Origin of the sequence: Streptomyces sp. NPDC059832, assembly GCF_042731715.1 — a bacterium.
Classification (GTDB): domain Bacteria; phylum Actinomycetota; class Actinomycetes; order Streptomycetales; family Streptomycetaceae; genus Streptomyces.
Window position 1 is genome coordinate 92,978 of the sequence record NZ_JBHWIY010000008.1, and the last position, 20,106, is coordinate 113,083.

General features: G+C 70.9%; 21 protein-coding genes. 8 read left to right on the top strand and 13 right to left on the bottom strand.

Annotated elements, in window-relative coordinates; all coding sequences use genetic code 11:
- Window positions 1-178 precede the first annotated feature (178 nt).
- Genes ACFV8T_RS16380 through ACFV8T_RS16395 form a run of 4 tightly spaced genes read left to right on the top strand, consistent with a single transcriptional unit; the run spans window position 179 to window position 3,760 of the window.
- Entirely contained in the window at window positions 179-1,294 is a 1,116-nt protein-coding gene (locus tag ACFV8T_RS16380) for an aliphatic sulfonate ABC transporter substrate-binding protein (RefSeq protein ID WP_385328016.1), read from the top strand.
- A 36-nt stretch (window positions 1,295-1,330) separates the two neighbouring features.
- On the top strand, window positions 1,331-2,122 hold the full coding sequence (locus ACFV8T_RS16385; RefSeq protein ID WP_385328018.1) for an ABC transporter ATP-binding protein: 792 nt from the start codon (window positions 1,331-1,333) through the stop codon (window positions 2,120-2,122).
- Complete coding sequence (locus ACFV8T_RS16390; protein ID WP_385328020.1) at window positions 2,109-2,999, top strand: ABC transporter permease; 891 nt, start codon at window positions 2,109-2,111, stop codon at window positions 2,997-2,999. The genes ACFV8T_RS16385 and ACFV8T_RS16390 overlap by 14 nt, the downstream gene beginning before the upstream one ends.
- An 8-nt stretch (window positions 3,000-3,007) precedes the next feature.
- Window positions 3,008-3,760: a sirohydrochlorin chelatase gene (locus ACFV8T_RS16395; protein WP_385328022.1), complete on the top strand. Its 753-nt coding sequence runs from the start codon at window positions 3,008-3,010 to the stop codon at window positions 3,758-3,760.
- A gap of 12 nt (window positions 3,761-3,772) precedes the next feature.
- On the opposite strand, the gene ACFV8T_RS16400 is transcribed toward ACFV8T_RS16395, so the two are convergent.
- Window positions 3,773-4,405: a DsbA family protein gene (locus tag ACFV8T_RS16400; RefSeq protein ID WP_385328024.1), complete on the bottom strand. Its 633-nt coding sequence runs from the start codon at window positions 4,403-4,405 to the stop codon at window positions 3,773-3,775.
- Between the two features lie 102 nt (window positions 4,406-4,507).
- Here ACFV8T_RS16400 and ACFV8T_RS16405 point away from each other — a divergent pair, with 102 nt between their 5' ends.
- A complete protein-coding gene (locus ACFV8T_RS16405; protein WP_385328025.1) occupies window positions 4,508-5,713 on the top strand; it encodes a hypothetical protein in 1,206 nt (401 codons plus the stop codon).
- A 4-nt stretch (window positions 5,714-5,717) separates the two neighbouring features.
- On the opposite strand, the gene ACFV8T_RS16410 is transcribed toward ACFV8T_RS16405, so the two are convergent.
- Both ACFV8T_RS16410 and ACFV8T_RS16415 read right to left on the bottom strand, forming a co-directional pair.
- Entirely contained in the window at window positions 5,718-6,302 is a 585-nt protein-coding gene (locus ACFV8T_RS16410) for a TIGR03086 family metal-binding protein (protein WP_385328027.1), read from the bottom strand.
- A gap of 83 nt (window positions 6,303-6,385) precedes the next feature.
- Window positions 6,386-7,390, bottom strand: a complete 1,005-nt coding sequence (locus ACFV8T_RS16415) for a ketopantoate reductase family protein (RefSeq protein ID WP_385328029.1) — start codon at window positions 7,388-7,390, stop codon at window positions 6,386-6,388.
- 141 nt (window positions 7,391-7,531) lie between these two features.
- Here ACFV8T_RS16415 and ACFV8T_RS16420 point away from each other — a divergent pair, with 141 nt between their 5' ends.
- The gene (locus ACFV8T_RS16420; protein ID WP_385328030.1) at window positions 7,532-8,401 is read left to right on the top strand and encodes an aldo/keto reductase; all 870 of its coding nucleotides are present in this window, start codon (window positions 7,532-7,534) and stop codon (window positions 8,399-8,401) included.
- A gap of 95 nt (window positions 8,402-8,496) precedes the next feature.
- Window positions 8,497-9,282, top strand: coding sequence for an ABC transporter ATP-binding protein (locus ACFV8T_RS16425; RefSeq protein WP_385328338.1), 786 nt, complete (start codon window positions 8,497-8,499; stop codon window positions 9,280-9,282).
- 6 nt (window positions 9,283-9,288) lie between these two features.
- Here ACFV8T_RS16425 and ACFV8T_RS16430 read toward each other — a convergent pair whose 3' ends face one another.
- From ACFV8T_RS16430 to ACFV8T_RS16465, 8 genes are all read right to left on the bottom strand, one after another.
- Entirely contained in the window at window positions 9,289-9,681 is a 393-nt protein-coding gene (locus ACFV8T_RS16430) for a DUF4440 domain-containing protein (RefSeq protein ID WP_385328032.1), read from the bottom strand.
- The gene (locus tag ACFV8T_RS16435) at window positions 9,678-10,253 is read right to left on the bottom strand and encodes a DUF1697 domain-containing protein (RefSeq protein ID WP_385328033.1); all 576 of its coding nucleotides are present in this window, start codon (window positions 10,251-10,253) and stop codon (window positions 9,678-9,680) included. Before ACFV8T_RS16435 ends, ACFV8T_RS16430 begins: the two co-directional genes overlap by 4 nt.
- Before the next feature lie 122 nt (window positions 10,254-10,375).
- Complete coding sequence (locus tag ACFV8T_RS16440; RefSeq protein ID WP_385328035.1) at window positions 10,376-11,578, bottom strand: S8 family serine peptidase; 1,203 nt, start codon at window positions 11,576-11,578, stop codon at window positions 10,376-10,378.
- Between the two features lie 336 nt (window positions 11,579-11,914).
- Window positions 11,915-12,958 carry a cytochrome P450 gene (locus tag ACFV8T_RS16445; RefSeq protein ID WP_385328037.1) on the bottom strand — a complete coding sequence of 348 codons (1,044 nt, stop codon included), beginning with the start codon at window positions 12,956-12,958 and terminating at the stop codon, window positions 11,915-11,917.
- Between the two features lie 115 nt (window positions 12,959-13,073).
- Complete coding sequence (locus ACFV8T_RS16450; RefSeq protein ID WP_350985409.1) at window positions 13,074-13,154, bottom strand: tryptorubin family RiPP precursor; 81 nt, start codon at window positions 13,152-13,154, stop codon at window positions 13,074-13,076.
- Window positions 13,155-13,748: 594 nt separating this feature from the next.
- Window positions 13,749-15,047 carry an ABC transporter substrate-binding protein gene (locus ACFV8T_RS16455; RefSeq protein WP_385328039.1) on the bottom strand — a complete coding sequence of 433 codons (1,299 nt, stop codon included), beginning with the start codon at window positions 15,045-15,047 and terminating at the stop codon, window positions 13,749-13,751.
- Window positions 15,047-15,886, bottom strand: a complete 840-nt coding sequence (locus ACFV8T_RS16460) for a carbohydrate ABC transporter permease (RefSeq protein WP_385328041.1) — start codon at window positions 15,884-15,886, stop codon at window positions 15,047-15,049. Before ACFV8T_RS16460 ends, ACFV8T_RS16455 begins: the two co-directional genes overlap by 1 nt.
- Window positions 15,883-16,827, bottom strand: coding sequence for a carbohydrate ABC transporter permease (locus ACFV8T_RS16465; protein WP_385328340.1), 945 nt, complete (start codon window positions 16,825-16,827; stop codon window positions 15,883-15,885). The genes ACFV8T_RS16460 and ACFV8T_RS16465 overlap by 4 nt, the downstream gene beginning before the upstream one ends.
- Before the next feature lie 131 nt (window positions 16,828-16,958).
- Between ACFV8T_RS16465 and ACFV8T_RS16470 the strand changes: the two genes are divergently transcribed.
- Window positions 16,959-17,825, top strand: coding sequence for a phosphotransferase enzyme family protein (locus ACFV8T_RS16470; RefSeq protein ID WP_385328042.1), 867 nt, complete (start codon window positions 16,959-16,961; stop codon window positions 17,823-17,825).
- 37 nt (window positions 17,826-17,862) lie between these two features.
- On the opposite strand, the gene ACFV8T_RS16475 is transcribed toward ACFV8T_RS16470, so the two are convergent.
- Both ACFV8T_RS16475 and ACFV8T_RS16480 read right to left on the bottom strand, forming a co-directional pair.
- Complete coding sequence (locus ACFV8T_RS16475; RefSeq protein WP_385328044.1) at window positions 17,863-18,594, bottom strand: 3'-5' exonuclease; 732 nt, start codon at window positions 18,592-18,594, stop codon at window positions 17,863-17,865.
- A 78-nt stretch (window positions 18,595-18,672) separates the two neighbouring features.
- On the bottom strand, window positions 18,673-19,905 hold the full coding sequence (locus ACFV8T_RS16480) for an SAV2148 family HEPN domain-containing protein (protein ID WP_266428444.1): 1,233 nt from the start codon (window positions 19,903-19,905) through the stop codon (window positions 18,673-18,675).
- Between the last annotated feature and the right edge of the window lie 201 nt (window positions 19,906-20,106).

Here is a 20,106-nt window from a genome sequence, read left to right on the forward strand (position 1 = left end):
AGCGGTCAGGGCGGGGTCGCGCGATGTGCGTGATGACGTACGCGCACCGCCTGCGCGCCCACTCGTACCAACCGCACCGCTGGCACAGCCAGTTCAGACGAAGACCTGCCGACTTCCCGGCCGCGTCCCCCTGATCGACCGGGACGCGAGCACCGGGCCGACGAGAGGAAAGCCTCCCGTGTCTGCCCCCCGTACCACGCCGCGCCGTGCCCTCGCCGCCGTCGCCGCCCTGCCGCTGCTCGCCCTCGCGCTCACCGCCTGCGGCTACGGCTCCGAGGCGAAGCAGGACGACGCCAAGAAGGCGGACGTCGCCACCGGCGGCAAGAAGCTCTCCGCGGACACCGTGAAGATCGGCTACTTCCCGAACCTCACCCACGCCACCGCCCTGGTCGGCATCCAGGAAGGCCTCATCGCCAAGGAGCTCGGCTCCACGACGGTCAAGCCGTCGACGTTCAACGCCGGTCCGTCCGAGATCGAGGCGCTCAACGCGGGCTCGATCGACATCGGCTTCATCGGCCCCTCGCCCTCCATCAACGGCTTCACCAAGTCCAGGGGCAAGAGCCTGCGGATCATCGGCGGTTCGGCCTCCGGCGGCGTGAAGCTGGTCGTCGACCCGAAGAAGATCAAGACCCTGGACGACCTCAAGGGCAAGAGGATCGCCACCCCGCAGCTCGGCAACACCCAGGACGTGGCCTTCCTCAACTGGATCTCCGAGAAGGGCTGGAAGGTCGACGCCAACAGCGGCAAGGGCGACGTCTCCGTGGTCCGTACGGACAACAAGGTGACGCCGGACGCCTACAAGTCCGGTTCCATCGACGGCGCCTGGGCCCCCGAGCCGACCGCCTCCAAGCTGGTCGCGCAGGGCGCGAAGGTGCTCCTCGACGAGTCGTCGCTGTGGCCGGACAACAAGTTCGTGATCACGAACATCATCGTGTCGCAGAAGTTCCTCGCCGAGCACCCGGACGTCGTCGAGGCGGTGCTGCGCGGTTCGGTCAACACCAACGCGTGGATCAACGCCAACCCGGACAAGGCGAAGGCCTCCGCCAACGCCGCGCTCAAGACGCTGTCCGGCAAGGAACTGCCGGCGGACGTCCTCGACCCGGCGTGGAATTCGATCCGGTTCACCGACGACCCGCTGGCCGCGACGCTCGACACCGAGGCCAAGCACGCGGTGAAGGCCGGTCTGCTGGAGCAGACGGACCTGACGGGCATCTACGACCTGAAGCCGCTGAACAAGATCCTCAAGGCCGCGGGCAAGCCCGAGGTCGCCGACGCCGGTCTCGGCGTCAAGTAAGCGGCACCCGAACAGGATTCCCAGGAGGTGACGACCATGGCGACCACCACGCTCACCAAGGCCGAGGACCGTACGGCGGTCGGGCACGCCGCCCGCATCGACCACGTCTCGAAGTCCTTCGGCGGACCGGAGGGGCAGCAGCTCGTACTGGACGACATCACACTCGATGTCGCTCCCGGCGAGTTCGTCACCCTCCTGGGCGCCTCCGGGTGCGGCAAGTCGACCCTGCTCAACCTGGTGGCCGGACTCGACCGCCCGACCGCGGGGTCCATCGAGACCCCCGGCGGGCGGCCGGCCCTGATGTTCCAGGAGCACGCCCTCTTCCCGTGGCTGACCGCGGGCAAGAACATCGAACTCGCGCTGCGGCTGCGCGGCGTACCCAGGTCCGATCGCCGCGCCGAGGCGGAGCGGCTGCTCGAACTCGTACGGCTGGGCGGGGCGCACGGGAAGCGGGTGCATGAGCTTTCGGGCGGTATGCGGCAGCGGGTGGCGATGGCCCGCGCGCTCGCCCAGGACAGTCAACTGCTGCTGATGGACGAGCCGTTCGCCGCGCTCGACGCCATCACCCGGGACGTGCTGCACGACGAGCTGACCCGGATCTGGCGCGAGACGAACGTCTCGGTCCTCTTCGTCACGCACAACGTGCGCGAAGCGGTCCGGCTCGCCGAGCGGGTCGTCCTGCTCTCGTCGCGGCCGGGCCGGGTCGCCCGGGAGTGGACGGTCGACATCGACCAGCCGCGCCGCATCGAGGACACCGCGGTGGCCGAGCTGTCCGTGGAGATCACCGAACAACTGCGTGGGGAGATCCGCCGACATGGCCAGCACTGAGACCGCCGCCAAGGACACCGCCAAGGACCTGGCGGGTCTGGAGGCGGGGCTGGACGCGCTCGACGCCGTACGGGTGAGCCGGACCCCGGTCCGAGAGGTGCTGGTGCGCAAGGTGCTGCCGCCGGTCGTGGCCGTGGTCCTGGTGCTCGTCGTCTGGCAGATCCTGATCCGGGCGCAGGTCACCGACGACTACAAGCTTCCGTCGCCGTCCCAGGTGTGGGCCGAGGTGACCGACGCCTGGGCGCAGGGCACCCTGCTCGGCTACATCTGGACCAGCGTCTCGCGCGGTCTGCTCGGCTTCCTGCTGGCGCTGGCCATCGGCACTCCGCTCGGGCTGCTGGTGTCGCGGGTCAAGCTGGTCCGGGCGGCGATCGGGCCGGTGCTCTCCGGGCTCCAGTCGCTGCCGTCGGTCGCCTGGGTGCCCCCCGCGGTGATCTGGCTGGGGCTCGACGACCGGATGATGTACGCGGTGATCCTGCTGGGTGCCGTCCCCTCGATCGCCAACGGCCTGGTCGCGGGCGTCGACCAGATCCCGCCGCTGCATCTGCGGGCCGGGAAGACACTGGGCGCCACCGGTCTTCGCGGCACCTGGCACATCGTGCTGCCGGCCGCGCTGCCCGGCTATCTGGCGGGCCTGAAACAGGGCTGGGCGTTCTCCTGGCGTTCGCTGATGGCCGCCGAGATCATCGCTTCCTCGCCCGATCTGGGTGTGGGCCTGGGCCAGTTGCTGGAACAGGGCCGGGAGACCAGCAGTATGTCGATGGTGTTCCTCGCCATCATCCTGATCCTCACTGTCGGCATCGCGATCGACCTGCTGATCTTCAGTCCGCTGGAGCGGTGGGTGCTGCGCGGCCGCGGCCTCCTCGTCAAGAACTGAGGACGACCATGACCGCTCCGGTGCTTCTCGTCATCGCCCACGGCAGCCGCGACCCGCGGCACGCGGCGACCGTGCACGCGCTCACCGCGCGGGTGCGGTCGCTGCGGCCGGGGCTGCGTGCGGAGACGGGCTTCCTGGACTTCAACGCGCCGTCGGTGCCGCGGGTCCTGGAGCGGCTGGCCGCGCAGGGGGCACAGGACGTCGTCGCGCTCCCCCTGCTCCTCACCCGGGCCTTCCACGCCAAGTCCGACATCCCCACCGTGCTGCACGAGGCCCGGAGCAGGCTGCCCCGGCTGCGGGTCCGGCAGGCCGAGGTGCTCGGCCCGTCGCCGCTGCTGAACTCGGCGCTGGAACGGCGGTTGCACGAAGCCGGGGTCCGTCCCGGCGACCGGGGCTCGACCGGGCTCGTCCTGGCCTCGGCGGGCTCCACAGACCCGGAGGCGATCGCAGTGATCGCTGAAATCGCGCGGGAGCTGCGGCGCACCGGTTGGTGTTCCGTGCGGCCTGCGTTCGCCTCCGCATCCCTCCCCCGTACCGAGGACGCGGTACGGGCCCTGCGGGACGAGGGTGTGCGCCGGGTGGCGGTGGCGCCGTACGTCATCGCTCCCGGCCGGCTCCCGGACCGGATCGCCGGAGGGGCGGCCGGCGCGGACGTACGGGCCGATGTGCTCGGCGCCTCGCCGGAGTTGGCACGGCTGCTGCTGACCCGGTACGACGAGGCCCGCGTCCCCGGCGCACGGGCGGCGTCGCTCACCGCGTGAGGCGGTGCCCGGTCATCCCACGTCCAGGCTGCCCGTGCGGGTCCGCTTGAGCTCGAAGAGGTCGGGATTCCCGGCGAGCACCCGGAAGCTGTCGAAGACGCGTCCGGCCTCCTCGCCGCGCGGTGCCGCCCGCAGGACCGGCCCGAACCAGACCGAGCCGTCGACATGGATCGTGGGCGTACCGACGTACGCGTCGGCCTCCGGGTCCTTGCCGGCGTCATGGCTGCGCCGCAGCGCCTCGTCGTACGTCTCCGAGTGCGCGGCGTCGGCGAGCGCGGCGGGCAGTCCGAGCTCCGCGAGGGACTCGGCGACCACCTCGTCGAAGTCCTCGTTCTTCTGTTGGTGGATACGGACGCCCATCGCGGTGTAGAGGTCGCGGAGCACCCCGTCGCCGTGGGCGTCGGCCGCCGCGACCGCGACCCGCACCGGGCCGATCGACCTGTCGACCAGTTCCCGGTACCAGTCGGGCAGTTCGTTGCCGATGTTGTGCAGATACAGACTCATGACGCGGAAGCGGAGATCGATGTCGCGCCGCTGCTCCACCTCCAGCATCCAGCGGGAGGTGATCCAGGCGAACGGGCATGCCGGGTCGAAGTAGAAGTCGACGGCCGTCCGGCCCGATCGAGGGGTGTGCGATGTGGTCATGAGGTCGAGCCTAGAGATGAATTGGCATGGAGTCCCGGGCCATTCGGCGTCGTATCCGCTGGGCCATTCAGGGCTGGACGAGGCGGGCGGTAGCATCCCGGGATGCGAACCATCGAGAGCCTGGTCCCGCAGGCCGGGCAGACCGATACCGAGGGCCTGCGCGCGTTCGACGCGGACGCACTCGCGGGGCACGTCGCCGATCCGGCGCATCCGTGGTGGCGCCGCAGGGCCTGCGTGGTCGCGTTGGCCGGGCGGGTGCCCGAGCACCGCGTCGCCGGGCTGATCGCACGCATCCACGACCCCGACGACGTGGGCGAGGTCCGTATCGCGCTGCTGGACCTTCTCGCGGACCGGGCCGAACTCCTGCCCTGGCTCCGGCACAAGGACCGGCGGAAGGAGGGCTGGTACGGAATGTCCGCGGCGATCCTCAAGGCGCGCGGCCTGCTCGGCGACCGCTCGGCAGCCGGCGAACTGGCGACACTCGCCGCCGAACCGTGGCCGCGCCTGCGGGAGATCGGCGAGGCCGGACTGGACGCGCTGGTCACCCGGTACGGAACGGAGGCGGTCCTGGCCGACGTCGGTGACGCACGCCCCCAGGACCGGGCCTTCCGCGTCCGGATGAGGCACCGCGCCGGCCAGGACGTCACCGACGCGCTCGCGGACCCCGACCGGGCGGTCGCGTACCTCACCCAGTCGCTGCTGACCGACCCGGACCGGCTCCGCGGCTACCTCGGCGAGGCGCCGACGGCCGAGGCGAAGCTGTGGGCCGCGTACGCGCTGCACCGCCTCACCGGCGACGCCGCCGAGACCCGGGCGATCCACGGCTCACTGGGCCGCCCGCGGGTCGAAGTCGACGGCCTGGACGACGAGTTGCGCGCGGTGGTCCTCCACGAGTACGGGCACGACTGCGAGGAGTGGAGCGACCCGCGCTGGCGGGTCGAGGCCATCTGCGCCGGGCCGCCCGTCCAGCCGGACGAGGACGAGCAGCTCCGCCGGGCCGTGGCCGCGCTCACCGCGGCGGGCCTGGCGCCGGAGCCCCCGGTCTCCTGCGGCCAGGACCACCGGCAGGGCGGTGGCACCTATCACGTCATCAGGTTCGGCGGGAGCGAGATCTCCCTCAGCACCCTCGGGCGGTTCGCCACCTCGCACGAGGACGAACCCGCCGCCCGCGCGGCCCTGGAAGCGGCCGGCTTCCGCTGGATCGACCCGGCGACCGGCGCGATCCGGGTCACCGGCCTCTGCGTCTACTACTTCGGCGGGCGCGAACCCCTGGACGTCAGCACCCTGCTCTTCTACTGGCAGGACTAGGGTCTCAGGCCCCGGTCCACTTCGGGTCGCGTCCGCTGCGGGCCAGCGCCTGTTCGAAGACCGACGCCGACGCGGGCACCGTCACCTCGTCGGCGAAGCCGTCGTACTGCCGGTAGAGCGCGGCGGTGCTGTCGACGACACCGAGGACGTACGCGGCCGCCTCGTCGGAGAGCCGGAACTCCTCGCCGACGGCACGGGCCACGTCCCAGCCGTGCAGGGCCGTCTCCTCGATGAGCATCGCGGCGATGTCGGCGGCCGGGGAGGTCGATCCCCCGAGGTCGACCTCCCCGTCCCAGACCGCCGGGTCCGACCAGGCGGCGACCGCACGGTCCAGCTGCGCCGCGTACTGCTGCGCCCAGTCGGCGTCGGCGGTGAAGTCGCGGGTGGTGAGCTCCTCGGGGAGGTCCTTGCGCAGGGCACGGTGCTCCAGGCCGTGGGAGGTGTACAGCACCCAGTGGTTGACGAGGCCGCGCACATCCCAGTCGCCGCAGGGCGTGTTCGGTGCGTCGAGCTGTTCGGTGCCGATGGAGCGGGCGATGCGTGCCGCCTCGGCGGCGACTTCGGTCATGTGCGCGTGCTCGTTCTTCATGCGTCCCAGTCTGCGTGCGTCCCGGCAGCCGGTATTGAAGAAACGCGACACTGGGGAGCGCGACGCCGTCCGTTGCGACCCGCTCAGGACGTCGCGGCGTCGACGGCCGCGACGAGTTCGGCCACGGACATCGAACCGGCCTCCCGGCGCTCGCGCGCGAAGGTGTTCGCGGTGCGGCGGAGTACCTCGTTGACCGGTGCGGGAATCCCGTGGAGGCGGCCGAGCAGCACGATCTCGCCGTTGAGGAAGTCCGCCTCGATCGTGCCGGTGCCCCGGCTGAGGCTCTGCCAGGACGAACCGCCGCCGCGCGGGGAGCCGTCGAACGGTTCGAAGCTCATCCTTCCGGTGCGTGACTCCGTCTGTTCCTCCCGGCCGACCGGGTCGATTCCGGCGGCGGCGAGCACGGCCTCCCCCTCGGCGAACGCCCGCTCGAACAGATCGAGGGCGGTCCGTTCGGCGAGCGGGCCGGTGACGGCCTCGATCGCGTTGGCGAGGTTGGAGAGCAGCTTGCCGTACTTCCAGCGCATCACGTCCGGCACGACGGGGGCGAGCAGCTTCGACTTCTCCAGGTCGGCGGCGATCAGCCGGGCCGTCGCGTCGGTCCCGGTGGGGTAGCGGCCCAGGTGCAGGATGCCGGTCAGCGGTGTACCGGCGGCGGAGACCTCGCCCGGTTCGACGAAGGTGGCGGGCAGCCAGACGCACATCCCGTACACATGGCGGAAGCGGCGCAGGGCGAGCCGCTCGCTCGCCACCCCGTTCTGCGCGCAGATCAGCGGCAACCGCTCACCCGCCGTGGCACCGCCCGCGACCGGCCGGACGCTCCACGCGTCGAGGGCGGCCGTGCTGTCCTGCGTCTTCACGGCGAGCACGAGTACGTCGTCCGCGGTCAGGTCGAGCGCCTCGGGCCGGTCGACGACGGGGAGGCGGTGGGTGCGGGCGCCCTCGGGCGTGACGAGCCGCAGTCCGCCGGTGCGCAGTGCCTCGTACTGCGCACCGCGCGCCACGAGCACGACATCGTGGCCGGCCTCGGCCAGGCGTCCGCCGATGGCACCGCCGACGGCGCCCGCCCCGATGATGATGTAGCGCATCCCCACTCCCGTTCCACGGCGTCACAGGTCAGAAATCCGGCCCCGCGAAGGGGCGTCGGCGCCTCAGCATAGGGTCCGTGGCCACGGCACCGATCGCATGCGCCCGCCGGGGATCACGGGACGGCCCGTAGTGTTCCCGTCATGTCTTCGCTCTCCCCTCTTCCCGATGATGTGTTCCTGCTCGGCGGCGAGCTGCCCGTACGCCGCCTCGGCTACGGCACCGCCCAGCTGACCGGCCCCGGTTACTGGGGGCCGCGCGGTGAGCGGCAGGACGCCGTAACGGTGCTGCGGGCGGCCGTCGAGCAGGGCGTCACGCTCGTCGACACCGCCGACAACTACGGCCCGGGGGTGGCCGAGGAACTCGTCGCCGAGGCGCTCCATCCGTACCGCGAGGATCTGGTGATCGCGACCAAGGGCGGTGTGGTGCGCACCAGCGACAGCGCGTGGCACGTCGCGGGCCGGCCGGAGCAGCTGCGGGCGATGTGCGAGGCCAGTCTCCGACGGCTGCGGACGGACCGGATCGACCTCTATCAGCTGCACCGGCTGGACCCGGAAGTGCCGATGGCCGACCAGCTGGGCGCTCTGGACGCGCTGAGGCAGGAAGGTAAGATCCGGTACATCGGTCTGGACACCCTCACCGCCGACCAGCTGGAGCAGGCTCTCTCCCTGACCGGGATCGCCTCGGTGCAGAACCGCTTCAATCTCCTCGACCGTTCGTCGGACGCGGTACTGAAGGTGTGCGAGGCCCACGGCCTGGCTTTTCTGCCCTGGTTCCCGCTGGCCAACGGCGCTCTGACCGGCGACGCCGCCACGGCGCTCACCGGCATCGCCGACCGGCACGGTGCCACCCGCGGGCAGATCGCCCTCGCCTGGCTGCTGCACCGTTCCCCCGTGCTGTGTCCGACCCCGGGCACCGGTTCGCCCGCCCATCTGGCGGAGAACCTGGGGGCCCGGGAGATCCGGCTGTCCGCCGACGACCTGAGCGGCCTGGAGGCGCTCGCACCCGCATGAAGGAGTAATCGCCCGTGACCACCGCCCGTACCACCTCCGCCGTACCCGCTCCGGCCGCCGCCCCCGGCCCGAGCGCCGCCGAAACCGCCGCCCCGGTGATCCGGGCCGACGACGTCTCGCTCGTCCGGGACGGCAATGTGCTGCTCGACTCGGTCTCCCTGACCGTGCGCAGCGGTGAGCACTGGGCTCTGCTCGGAGCCAACGGCGCCGGGAAGAGCACGCTGCTGGGGCTGCTCGGCGCGGTCAACCACCCCACCCGGGGTTCGGTGGAGGTCCTGGGACGCACCCTCGGCCGGGTCGATCTGCGGGAGCTGCGGTCACTGCTCGGGCATGTCAATCCGCGTCATCCGCTGCGTTCCCCGCTGTCGGTGCACGAGGTGGTGCTGACCGGCCTGACCAACTCGGTCGAGCCGGTACCGCGCCGGTCGGTGGACGAGGAGCAGCGGGACCGGGCGGAGCGGCTGCTCAAGATGCTCGGCATGGGCGGCAAGTCGGGGTCGCGCTGGCCTGCGCTGTCGCAGGGTGAGCGGGGCCGTACGCTCATCGCCCGCGCCCTGATGCCGCAACCGCGGCTGCTGCTGCTCGACGAGCCGGCCACCGGTCTCGATCTCGCCGCGCGTGAGCAGTTGCTCGACAGTCTGGACGTGCTGCGCGAGGAACATCCGGAGCTGGCGACGGTCCTGGTCACCCATCACCTGGAGGAGCTGCCCGCCTCCACCACGCACGCGCTGCTGCTGCGGGGCGGCCGGTGCGTGGCCTCGGGTCCGGCGGACGAGGTACTGACCACGGACCGGGTCAGCGACTGCTTCGGGCATCCGGTGCGGATCTCCCGCACGGATGGCCGGTGGGCGGCGCGGGCACAGCGCGTCGCCCGTCGCTGACCGGGCTCAGCCGTCGTCGGCACCGGTGTCCGTGGCGGTGCCGAACGGCGTGGCCTGGTGGAAGTAGAGCAGCCAGCCCGCGTCGGTCAGCCGCCACACCGAACTGCGGTGGGCGAGGCGCCCCTTCGTCTCGGTGTCGTAGGTGAGGTGGACGAGGTCGTCGCCGAGCTGGACCCCGCTCATCCGGGACGCGGTCATCGGGCCGGGGCGCGGGGCGTCCTTCCCGGTGAGCGAGGCGATCATGGTCTCGCGGTCCCAGACCCGGCCGGCGTAGTCGATCTCGCGGTAGTCGGGGTGCAGCACCCGGGAGAGGAGTTCGGCGGAGGCGCGCACGGCGGGGTCCAGGAGGCGCAGCTCGCCCTCGACCGCCGAGGCCACGCCGGGGAAGGGTTCGGTCATGCGGGGGCTCCGTCTCGCGCGGTCCCCGTGGGCGCCGTCATCTCCACCAGCTTGACCACGGTGTTCCAGTTGCGCGAGGTGGCGACGATGCCCTTGGTGACGGAGGACCGGGACAGCGCCTCGGCGAGTTTCGAACGGCCCAGTCCGTCGGGGGCGTAGAGGTAGAGCGCACGGTCGCCGAGGCCGAACGCCTCGGGGAGGAAGGCCGCCGGGTCGATCCGGGCGAAGCGGTCGGCGTCGACCGGCCGGTCGTAGTAGGTGATGTGCAGCTGCTTGCCTTCGAGTTCGGCGGCCGGGAACGGGCAGGCCGCCGCAACTGCCGCCAGGTAGGCGCCGTCCCGGACCAGACAGGGGACGGGGAAGCCGAACCGCTTCTCGATGGCCTGCTCCAGCTCGGCGGCGAGGGCGTTCTCGTCGTCCGACGCGCTGCTGAAGACGGCGTTGCCGCTCTGCAGGTGGGTGCGGACGTCGCCGTGTCCCAGTTCGGTGAGCAGCGTGCGGAGTTCGGCCATCGGGACCCTCTTGTGGCCGCTCACGTTGATCCCGCGCAACAGCGCCGCGTACATGGTCATGGGCACACCATAGGACGATCTCTTCGCACGGTGCGGCCGCCGCGCCCCGTGGGGGAGGGCACGGCGGCCGCCGGTTCCGTCGTGACCGGGCATGCGCCGCCCGGTCACTGCTGCGGGGTCGGCTACTCGACGACCTTCAGCAGCTTGTTCGGCGTGCCCTCGGTCGCGTTGGAGATCGCGTCGGGGGTGGCCCCGTCGGTCAGCGCCGTGGCGACCTCCTCCGGGGTGGCGTCCGGGTGTCCGGCGAGGTAGACGGCGGCGGCACCGACGACGTGGGGGGTCGCCATGGACGTGCCGGAGATGGTGTTGGAGCCGTCGTCGCTGTCGTTCCAGGACGAGGTGATGTCCGAGCCCGGGGCGTAGATGTCCACGATCGAGCCGTAGTTGGAGAACGAGGACTGCTCGTCGTCCACCGTGGACGAGGCGACCGTGATGGCCTCCGGGACGCGGGCCGGGGAGCTCTCGCTCGCGTCGGCGGAGTCGTTTCCGGCGGCCACCGCGAAGGTGACTCCGGAGGCGATGGCCTTCTGGACCGCGGCGTCGAGCGCCTCGTCCGCGCCGCCGCCGAGGCTCATGTTGGCGACGGAGGGTCCCTCGTGGTTCTCGGTGACCCAGTCGATGCCGGCGACGACCTGCTCGGTGGTGCCCGAGCCGGAGTCGTCGAGCACCCGGACAGCGACGATCTTGGCCTTCTTGGCGACCCCGTAGGTCGCACCGGCGATGGTGCCCGCCACGTGGGTGCCGTGGCCGTTGCCGTCGTCGGCACTGTCGTCGTTGTCCACCGCGTCGTAGCCCGAGCTGGCCCGGCCCTCGAACTCGTTGTGCGTGGTACGGACACCGGTGTCGATGACGTACGCGGTGACACCTTCGCCCGCGCTGTCCGGGTAGGTGTACGCGTTGTCGCCGGCCGTCTCGGTCTGGTCGATCCGGTCCAGTCCCCAGGACGGCGGGTCGGCCTGGGTCCCGTCGATGTGGAACTTCTTGTTCTGGACGACCTTGGAGACGGCCGGGTCGGCCGCCAGACGCTTGGCCTCGGTGAGCGAAAGGCCGCTGGCGGAGAAGCCGTTGATGGCGGAGCTGTAGTTCCGCTTCAGCTTGCCGCCGTACTCCTTGGCGAGCTTCGCCTTGTCGGCCTTCTGGTCCAGCATCACGATGTAGCTGCCGGAGACGGCGTTCGCCGCGTCCGCGCCGTAGACGACGCCCATCGCGGGAGCGGGTGCGGCGCCGGCGAGGGAGGTGTTGAGGAGGGTGACTCCGGCCGCTGCGGCCACCGCGGTTATCGCCGCGGTCAGCTTGATCCGGCGTGCGCGCTTGTGAATTGCCATGAAGAGGGGTCTCCTCGTCATTCTTTGTGGGGGGATTGGCCCCCGGCCGGAAGATCTCCGGGGGTTGGCTCGAAACCCTCGCCGATTGACGCGCCCAGATCAAGACCTTCATGCAGCTGTGACTTACTCAACAAAGTTGCGTAATAAGAAACCGGCCAGCCGCACCCAAGTCGGGCGCGGTTGCCGCGACATCCGCCGCGCACACCGGGCCCACGGCACGACCGGCACACTTCGCACATGGGAAGACGAACCCCGCCCGGCCGTAGGCGCGGACGGGGGGACGGCTTGTTTCCACCCCCGTGTTCACAGAGCCCTCACGAGGTGACCACGTTGAGGTCAGCTTCGGACGACCCGGACCCCGGAGACCCCCATCAGCCCGGCGAGGGGCACCTGTGCGGTGGTCTGCTCCGGACTCACCGTCAGGCCGTCGCCGCGCAGCATGTCGAGCAGCATCTCGGCGAGCGGCATCACCATGTGCCGGCCCCAACAGCGTTCGGAGGCATGCCCGAAGGGGAGGTATCCGGGCTGATCGTCCGGGTCGAGACTGTCCCAGCGCTCGGGGCGGAACTCGTCGGGGTCGTCCCAGAGCGCGGGGTCGCGGTGACTCACCAGCGGCAGGATCAGTACGTCGTCGGCCGCGCCGATCCGGGAGTCGAGTGCGGGGTACTCCGGTGACGCCTTCCGCAGGACGTTCCAGGAGGGCGGCAGCAGTCGCATGGCCTCGTACAGGATGTTCCGGTTCGAGGTGTCCGCGTCGAAGGGCGCTCCGAGCCAGAGCGCGTTGGCGACGAGCGTCGAGACGGTGAAGCAGACCGGGGCCGCCGCCCGCCGGTAGAGGCCCATCGCGTAGCGCCGGTCGCTGTAGCTCCCGGCTTCTGCAGTCAGGCCCGCGATGGCGGAGACGGGTGCGCCGGGGCGGAGCCGGCCGGGCAGCGCGGCCCCCGCGGCGATGACCGTCCAGGTGAGCTTGGGTGTCAGCTCCAGCGCGCGGTCCATGAGGATGCGCAGCCGGTAGGGGTCGGCTCCGAGAACCAGATCCCGCAGGAACACATGGCCGACGTGCGGCCACTCGCCGGAGAGGTCGACCGCCTCGACGGGCTTCTTCAGTGCCGTCCGCACGTCCCGGCCGATGGCCTGCATGACCGTCGACGCCTCGGTGCGCGGAATGGAGCGCCCGTGAAGGGGCTTGAACGTGGGGCGTTCGTCCTCGGCGGCCGGCCTGGCGGCGAGGATCCGGTCCGTCAGGTCGGCCCCGGCGACGCCGACGGTGCCGGGGTCGAGGCGGAAGACCTCCTCGCCCCGGTGGTCTCGCAGGAGCGCCTGGAGTCTCGGCGCGAAGACGACGTCCCGGGCGCGGCTGCCGGTACCGGACATGTGCATCGGTGGTCTCCAAGAAGCGGGAAGGGCCCGCGCCCGGCGGGCCGATGAGGCCTGGCCGGACACGGGCCCGAATCGACTGACCGTGTCCCTCGAAGTGACGGACCGTTCTGTCGGTTTAGTACCAGTGGTACCAGGCGTACGCCTTCAGGCTCTTCTCCGGCGTCATCTTGTCCTTGAGCAAGAAAAGGAACTTCATAACAGCACCTCCATCTTTTACTCTGAATTTGCATTCATGCGGGCATGACTCTGACCGTTCACGACGACAATCCCCCGCCTCTGACCGGGAATTTCTCGCCGCTCACCGCCGAAAGGAGTGAAGCTCAGCGCGAAAGGGGTTGTCAATGACTTCTTCTTTCGCCGCGCCCGAATCACGGCGAATCGGGCAGAGGTGGAACCAAGTCCGGGCGATTGCCGTCCGGGCAGACCGAAACAGGCCGCGCGTTCAGTTTTCGGCAGCGTCCGACAGGCGAGACGCGCCGGAGGAACCACCGCGGCATCAGGCACGATGTGGCACCCATACCCGCACAGGCGCACGGGCACAAGGATCTGAAGAGGCGGATTCAAGCCACTGAATGTCTGAATCGCCGACGTTCAGGAATATTTCGGACCGGGCTCCGCGATTCCCGTGCCCGCGCCGGGGAGCTCGGGCGGCGAGCTCAAAGAAACGTACCGGTCGGTAATTCTGGGTCCGGCCGCAAGAAAAACTGAGTGGCCCATGAAACCGACCCGACCGGAAGGGCGGCGGAATGACCGGAAGGACCATCCGCCGCCGCGTCGGCCGTGGGTGGGCTCAGCGCTGATAGCGGGCCAGGACCCGGTTCCCGTCGTCGACCACACGCTTCCTCAGCTCGTCCGCCCCGACAGCACCGCTGTAGTACTCCTGGAGGGCGGGCGTGGCGACCTTGTCCTTCCACTCCGGGTAGCCGCGCACCGACTGGGCGGGCGCCGGCCGGAGCGCCTTCGCGACGGCGACACCGGTCGCCCAGCCGTTCTCGGCGGTGTGCAGGGACGGGTCGGCGAGGGCCGCGGCGCCGGTCGGGAGCATCCAGTCGCCCTTGGCCAGGCGCACCATGTTCGGCGGCCGGAGCAGGAAGTCGATGAACTGCGCGGCCTCCTTCTTGTGCGGGCTGGCCTCCGAGACGGACAGGGTCTGCGGACTCACCCCCTGGGCGAGGCCCGCCCTGCCCGCGGGAGCCGGCAGGACCGTCCATTCGAAGCCCTCGGGGGCCTGTTCGACGACCTGCTGGCGGTACGAGAAGCCCAGCGGCACCATCGCGTACTTGCCGCCGAAGAATCCGGGCAGGGTGTCGGAGCCGCCCATGCCGAGTGCGGTGCGCGAAGCACTGTGGTCGATGTTGACCTGGTCGTGGATGGTGCCGGGGACGATCCGGTCGCCCTCGTCCGCGCGGATGGTCACCTTGCCGTCGGCGCCGCGGTGGAAGAGCTCGCCGCCGCCGGAGAGGCCGAGGTTGAGGGTGACGGAGACCGGTTCCTTGAGCGGCCAGGCGACGCCGTATCGCCCCTTGCCCGTCAGCTCCTTGGTGACCTGCCGGAACTCGGCCCAGCTCCACGGCTTGCCGGGGGTCGGGATGCGGACCCCGGACCCGGCGAGGATCTTGGTGTTGGCGATCAGGACGCGGGGCTCCTGGAGGAACGGCACTCCGTAGACGCCGTCGCCGAAGGTGGTGGTGGACCAGCTCTGCCGCGGGATGTCGGCGGTCAGCCGGCCGGGGAGCAGCCCGCGCAGGTCCGCGAGGCGGCCGCCGTACGCGAAGTCGGCCAGGTCGTCGGAGGCGTCGTGGATGATGTCCGGTGCCTCGCCGCCCTCGAAGGAGGTGAGCAGCTGGTCGTGGACGGTGTCCCAGCTGCCCTGTACGTAGCTGACATGGATGCCCGGATGGGCTTCGTTCCACTCCTTCACCAGTTGCTTGTTGGCGTCGACGGACTCCTTCTGCCAGGCCAGCGACTGGAAGCTGAGCTCGATCCTCCCGTTGTCGCCCCTGCCGTCGTCCGTCCCCGCGCAGCCGGTGAGCAGCAGGGCCAGCGCGGTGGCCGCCGCGGCGGCCGTCGTCCGCAGGGATGCCCGCATCAGCTCTTCACCGCCCCGGCCAGCATGCCGCCCGTGATCCGCCGCTGGATGATCGCGAAGATGACCAGCGAGGGCAGGGTGGCGAGGAACGCGGCGGCGGCGAGCGGCCCGAGATCGGCCGCGCCCTCCGCACCGATGAAGTGGGTCAGTACGACCGGCAAAGTCTGCTTCTCCGGAGTCTTGAGCAGGACGAGCGCGAAGAAGAGCTCGTTCCACGCGGTGATGAAGGCGAAGAGCGCGGTGGCGACGATGCCGGGGGTCAGCAGCGGGGCCGTGACCGAGACGAGTGTCCGCAGCCGGCCCGCACCGTCGACCGAGGCGGCCTCCTCCAGTTCGGCGGGCACGGCACGCACGTATCCGACCAGCATCCAGAGCGCGAAGGGCAGCGCCCAGACGGCGTAGACCATGATCAGCCCCCACCGGGTGTTGATCAGATGGAGGTTCTTCAGGATCAGGAAGAGCGGGATGATCAGCAGGACGAGCGGGAACGCCTGGCTGATCACGACCCATCCGGTGGCCGCCGTCGAGAGCCTGGAGCGGCGGCGGGCCATCACGTACGCCATGGGCGTGGCGACGACGACCGCGATGAGGGCGGCGCAGACCGCGGCGATCAGCGAATTGGCGGCGGCCTGGAGCAGCGGCTGTTCGTCGAACGCCTTGCGGAAGTTGTCGAACGTCGGATGGTCGGGGATCCAGGTGGGGTGCAGGGAACCGAGTTCGCGCGCCGGTTTGAAGGCGGTGGAGATCAGCCACAGGAACGGGAACGCCAGGAAGACGAGATAGCCGAGCAGCGCGGCGTACTGTCCGGCGCGTGCGGTTCTGCTGGTGCGCATGCTCATCGGTCCTCGCCTCCCCTGAGCCGGCCGGCGAGATGGACCGCGAGGATCACGGAGATCACCGCGACCATCACACAGCCCATCGCCGCGGCGTATCCGAACTGTCCGTAGTGGAAGGCCTCTTCGTACGCGAAGAGCATCGGCAGCCGGGTGCGACCGCCGGGTCCGCCGTTGGTCAGTACGTAGACCAGGGCGAAGGAGTTGAAGTTCCAGATGAAGTTGAGCGCGGTGATGGCGAGCGCGACCGGTCTGAGCACCGGCCAGGTGACGGTACGGAAGCGGCGCCAGGCACCGGCTCCGTCCAGGGCGGCCGCCTCGTGGAGTTCGTGCGGGGTGTTCTGCAGCCCGGCGAGCAGGGCGACGGTGGTCTGGGGCATGCCCGCCCAGACGCCCACGACGATCACGGCGGGCAGCGCGGTGGCGAGTCCGGTGAGCCAGTCCCGGCCGTCGCCGAGGCCGAGATCGCGGATGGTCTCGTTGAGGACGCCCGCGTCCGGGTTGTAGACGAGCCGCCACATGATGCCCACGACCACCTCGGGCATCGCCCACGGGATGATCGCCAGCGCCCGCGCCAGCCAGCGCATCCGCAGATTCTGGTTGAGCAGCAGGGCGAGGCCGAGGGCCAGTACGAACTGCGGGACGGTGACGCCGAACGCCCACACCAGACCGATCCGGAACGAGTCCCAGAAGAGGGTGTCGTGGAGCAGGTCCTGGAAGTTCAGTCCGCCCACCCACTGGGTGGAGCGGGTGCGTCCGGACTGGGCATCGGTGAAGGCCAGCGCGATGCCGTAGAGCAGGGGGCCGACACTGAGAATCAGGATCGGGATCAGCGCGGGCAGCACCAGGAACCAGGTTCCGGCATTCCGGTCGACCGGCCGGGACCGTCTGTCCTGCGGCCGGCCGGGCGGGTCATGCTTTTCGGAACGTACGGTTGCACTCGCCAATGTCACGAATTAGCCCCCTTGCGTCATTCGATCGGTTTCATACCGTTCTGGCCGCTCAGGTGGCCTCCGTCATCGTGCTGACGGGCCGTCGGTTCGTCAAGCCAACCTGCACTGATGCGAAAATCGGAGCCATGAACGAGATGCGTGCGCGTGAGGTGCTGACCGCTGCCGGACTGTCCGGTGGTGCGGAGCTGCTCGCGATGGGTGAGAACGCGGTGTTCGCCGTCGGCGACCTGGTGGTCAAGGTCGGCCGGGACGCCGTGCAGCACCCGGAACTGCGGGACCGGGCCGAACGCGAGGTGGCCGTCGCCCGGTGGCTGGCCGCCTCGGGCGTCCCCGCCGTACGGGCCGCCGAGCCCGCGGCGCGCCTGGTCGAGGGCCACCCGGTGACCCTCTGGCACCGGCTGCCCGACGCCGTACGCCCCGCCGAGCCGCGGGATCTTGCACGGCTGCTCACCCTGGTGCACGCGCTGCCCGCCCCGGACGGCTTCGGCCTGCCGCGCCGTGAACTGCTGGGCGGGGTCGAACGCTGGCTGCGGCTCGCGGGCGACGCGATCGACCCGGCCGACGCCGACTATCTGCGGGAGCGCCGCGACGGCTTCGCGGCGGCCGCCGCCGCACTGGTCCCGCATCTGCCCCCGGGGCCCATCCACGGCGACGCGCTGCCCCGTAATGTCCACGTCGGTCCAAACGGGCCGGTGCTGGTCGATCTGGAGACCTTCTCCGTGGATCTGCGCGAGCACGATCTGGTGGTGCTCGCACTGTCCCGGGACCGGTACGGCCTGGCGCCCGAGGCGTACGACGCCTTCACCGCCACATACGGCTGGGACGTCCGCGAGTGGGAGGGCTGCGCGGTGCTTCGCGGGGCCCGGGAGACGGCCAGCTGTGCCTGGGTGTCCCAGCACGCGCCGGCCAACCCGAAGGCCCTCGCGGAATTCCGCCGCCGTGTGGCCTCCCTGCGAGACGGCGACACGGCGGTGCGGTGGTATCCGTTCTGAGGGCTGCCCCCGCGGACCTCGGCGGCGGTCCGGGGTGTCAGCCCGCGGCGACCCCGACCGGCTCCCGCAGCGGCCAGTGGCCGTCGATCACCGCGTCCGCGGTGCCCTTGCGGCGCAGGAACTGCTGGAAGTCCGCCGCCCATTGCGCGTACCACTCCACCTGGCGCTCATGCAGCTCGGCGGCGGTCAGCGCGGCCACCGAGCCGTGTCGCTCGGCTATGGCGTACGCCACCCGGACGGCGGCCAGCGCGTCCGCCCCCGCGTCATGGGCTCCGCCGTGCACCACGCCGTACTCGACGCAGACCGCTTCCAGGTTGCGCTTGCCCTTGCGGTAGCGGTCGACGGCCCGGTCGATGGTGTACGGGTCGATGACCGGACCGATCCCCGCCCCGTCGAGCCGGTCGCTCAGCGACGGCAGCCCGTGCCGCTGCAACTCGGCCGTGAGCAGCGTCAGATCGAAGGCCGCGTTGTACGCGACGACCGGCACGCCGCGGCGCCAGTACTCCGTGAGCGTCCCGGCGATCTCGTCGGCCACCTCGCGCACCGGCCGGCCCTCCGCCGCCGCCCGCTCGCTGCTGATGCCGTGGATCGCCGAGGCCTGCTCGGGAATCCGGATGCCCGGATCCGCCAGCCAGCTGTGCTGCCGCACCGGCTCCCCGTCCCTGCCGCCGACGCCGACGATCGCGGCTGTCACGATCCGGGCCTCCAGCGGTTCCGTGCCCGTCGTCTCCAGGTCGAAGCCGACCAGCGCCTCCCGGTGCCAGCTCATCCCGTACCTCCTTCGTGGTGCTCTCCCCCAGGTGATGACCACCCTCGCATGCACCACTGACAACGCGGTCCCGGCCCCTCAGGAGACGGGCCGGGAGTCCGCCCACACGGACTCGAATTCCTCGCGGTACGTCTCGAACAGCCCGTGCTCGTTGTCCTGCCCCGCCCGGACCACGGCGCGCCCGCCGCCGCGCAGCACCAGCACGGGCGCCTCCATGCCGCGGGCGCGCCGCAGATAGGTCTGGACGACCCCGACCGCGTCCGTCCCGTCGCCGTCCACCAGATAGGCCGTGAAGCGCGGCGTCTCGTCGAACACATGGATCTCGAAGGCACCCGGATCACGGAGCTTGGAGCGGACCCGGCGCATATGGAGGATGTTCATCTCCACCGACCGGCTCAGCTCGCCCTTCTTCAGACCCAGCTCCCGCTCCCGGCGCTTGACCGCGCTGCTCGCCGGGTTGATGAAGAGCAGCCGGACCCGGCAGCCCGACTCGGCGAGCCGGATGAGCCTGCGGCCGGAGAAGTTCTGCACCAGCAGGTTGAGCCCTATGCCGATCGCGTCGAGCCGGCGCGAACCGCCGAAGAGATCCTCGGCGGGCAGCTGGCGCTGGAGCCGCACCCGGTCGGAGTGGACGGAGACCACGTCCGCGTACCGGTCGCCGACGAGCTCCTCGACGGCGTCGACCGGGAGCCGGTCGGCCGACGGGACCGCGGCGCCACTGCCCAGGATCTCCAGGAGCCGGGCGGAGGCGCGCTCGGCCTGGGCGAGGACCGCCTCGTTCAGGGCGCGGTTGCGGGAGACCACGTTGCGGGCGACCTCCAGCTCGTCGAGCGCCAGCTCCACCTCGCGCCGGTCGTCGAAGTACGCCTCGAAGCACGGCCAGTGCTGGACCATCAGCTCACGCAGCTGAGGCAGCGTGAGGAAGCTGAGGACGTTGTCGTCGGCGGGGTCCAGCAAATATCCCTTGCGGCGCGAGACCTCGCGCACGGCGACGGCGCGCTGCACCCACTCCTGCCCGGCGGGCCCGGCGGCGGCCACCACCCAGTCCTCGCCGTGGACCGGCTCGTAGATGGGCCGGAGCACCGCGGCGACCACGGCGCGCAGCCGCTGCTCCACGAGATTCAGCCAGATGTAGGCCCGGCCGGCCCGCTGGGCGCGCGTACGCACCTCGCTCCAGGCGTCCGCTCCCCAGTCCAGTTCCGCGCCGATCTCCATGGGCTGCGCAAGTGAAACCGCCCCCGGCGGGACATCGGTGGAGTCCCCCTCGTGACCTGGGTCACCTGGGGGCAGCTCGAAGCCTCCCGAGCTCACCCGCGCACCGCCTTCCACTCCCCCACCAACGATCAAGGAAGGGTACTCCGGGAGCGGGAGCCGGTGCAGCCGGATGCACATGCTGCTTCGTCAACTCCCCTGTGGCGCAAGCATGTTCCCGGCGGCAAGATCTGCCGTAGTGAGGGGATTCATAGTGATTGGGCACCCCGTCCGGGGCTCTGTACCGGGCGAGGGCCGGGG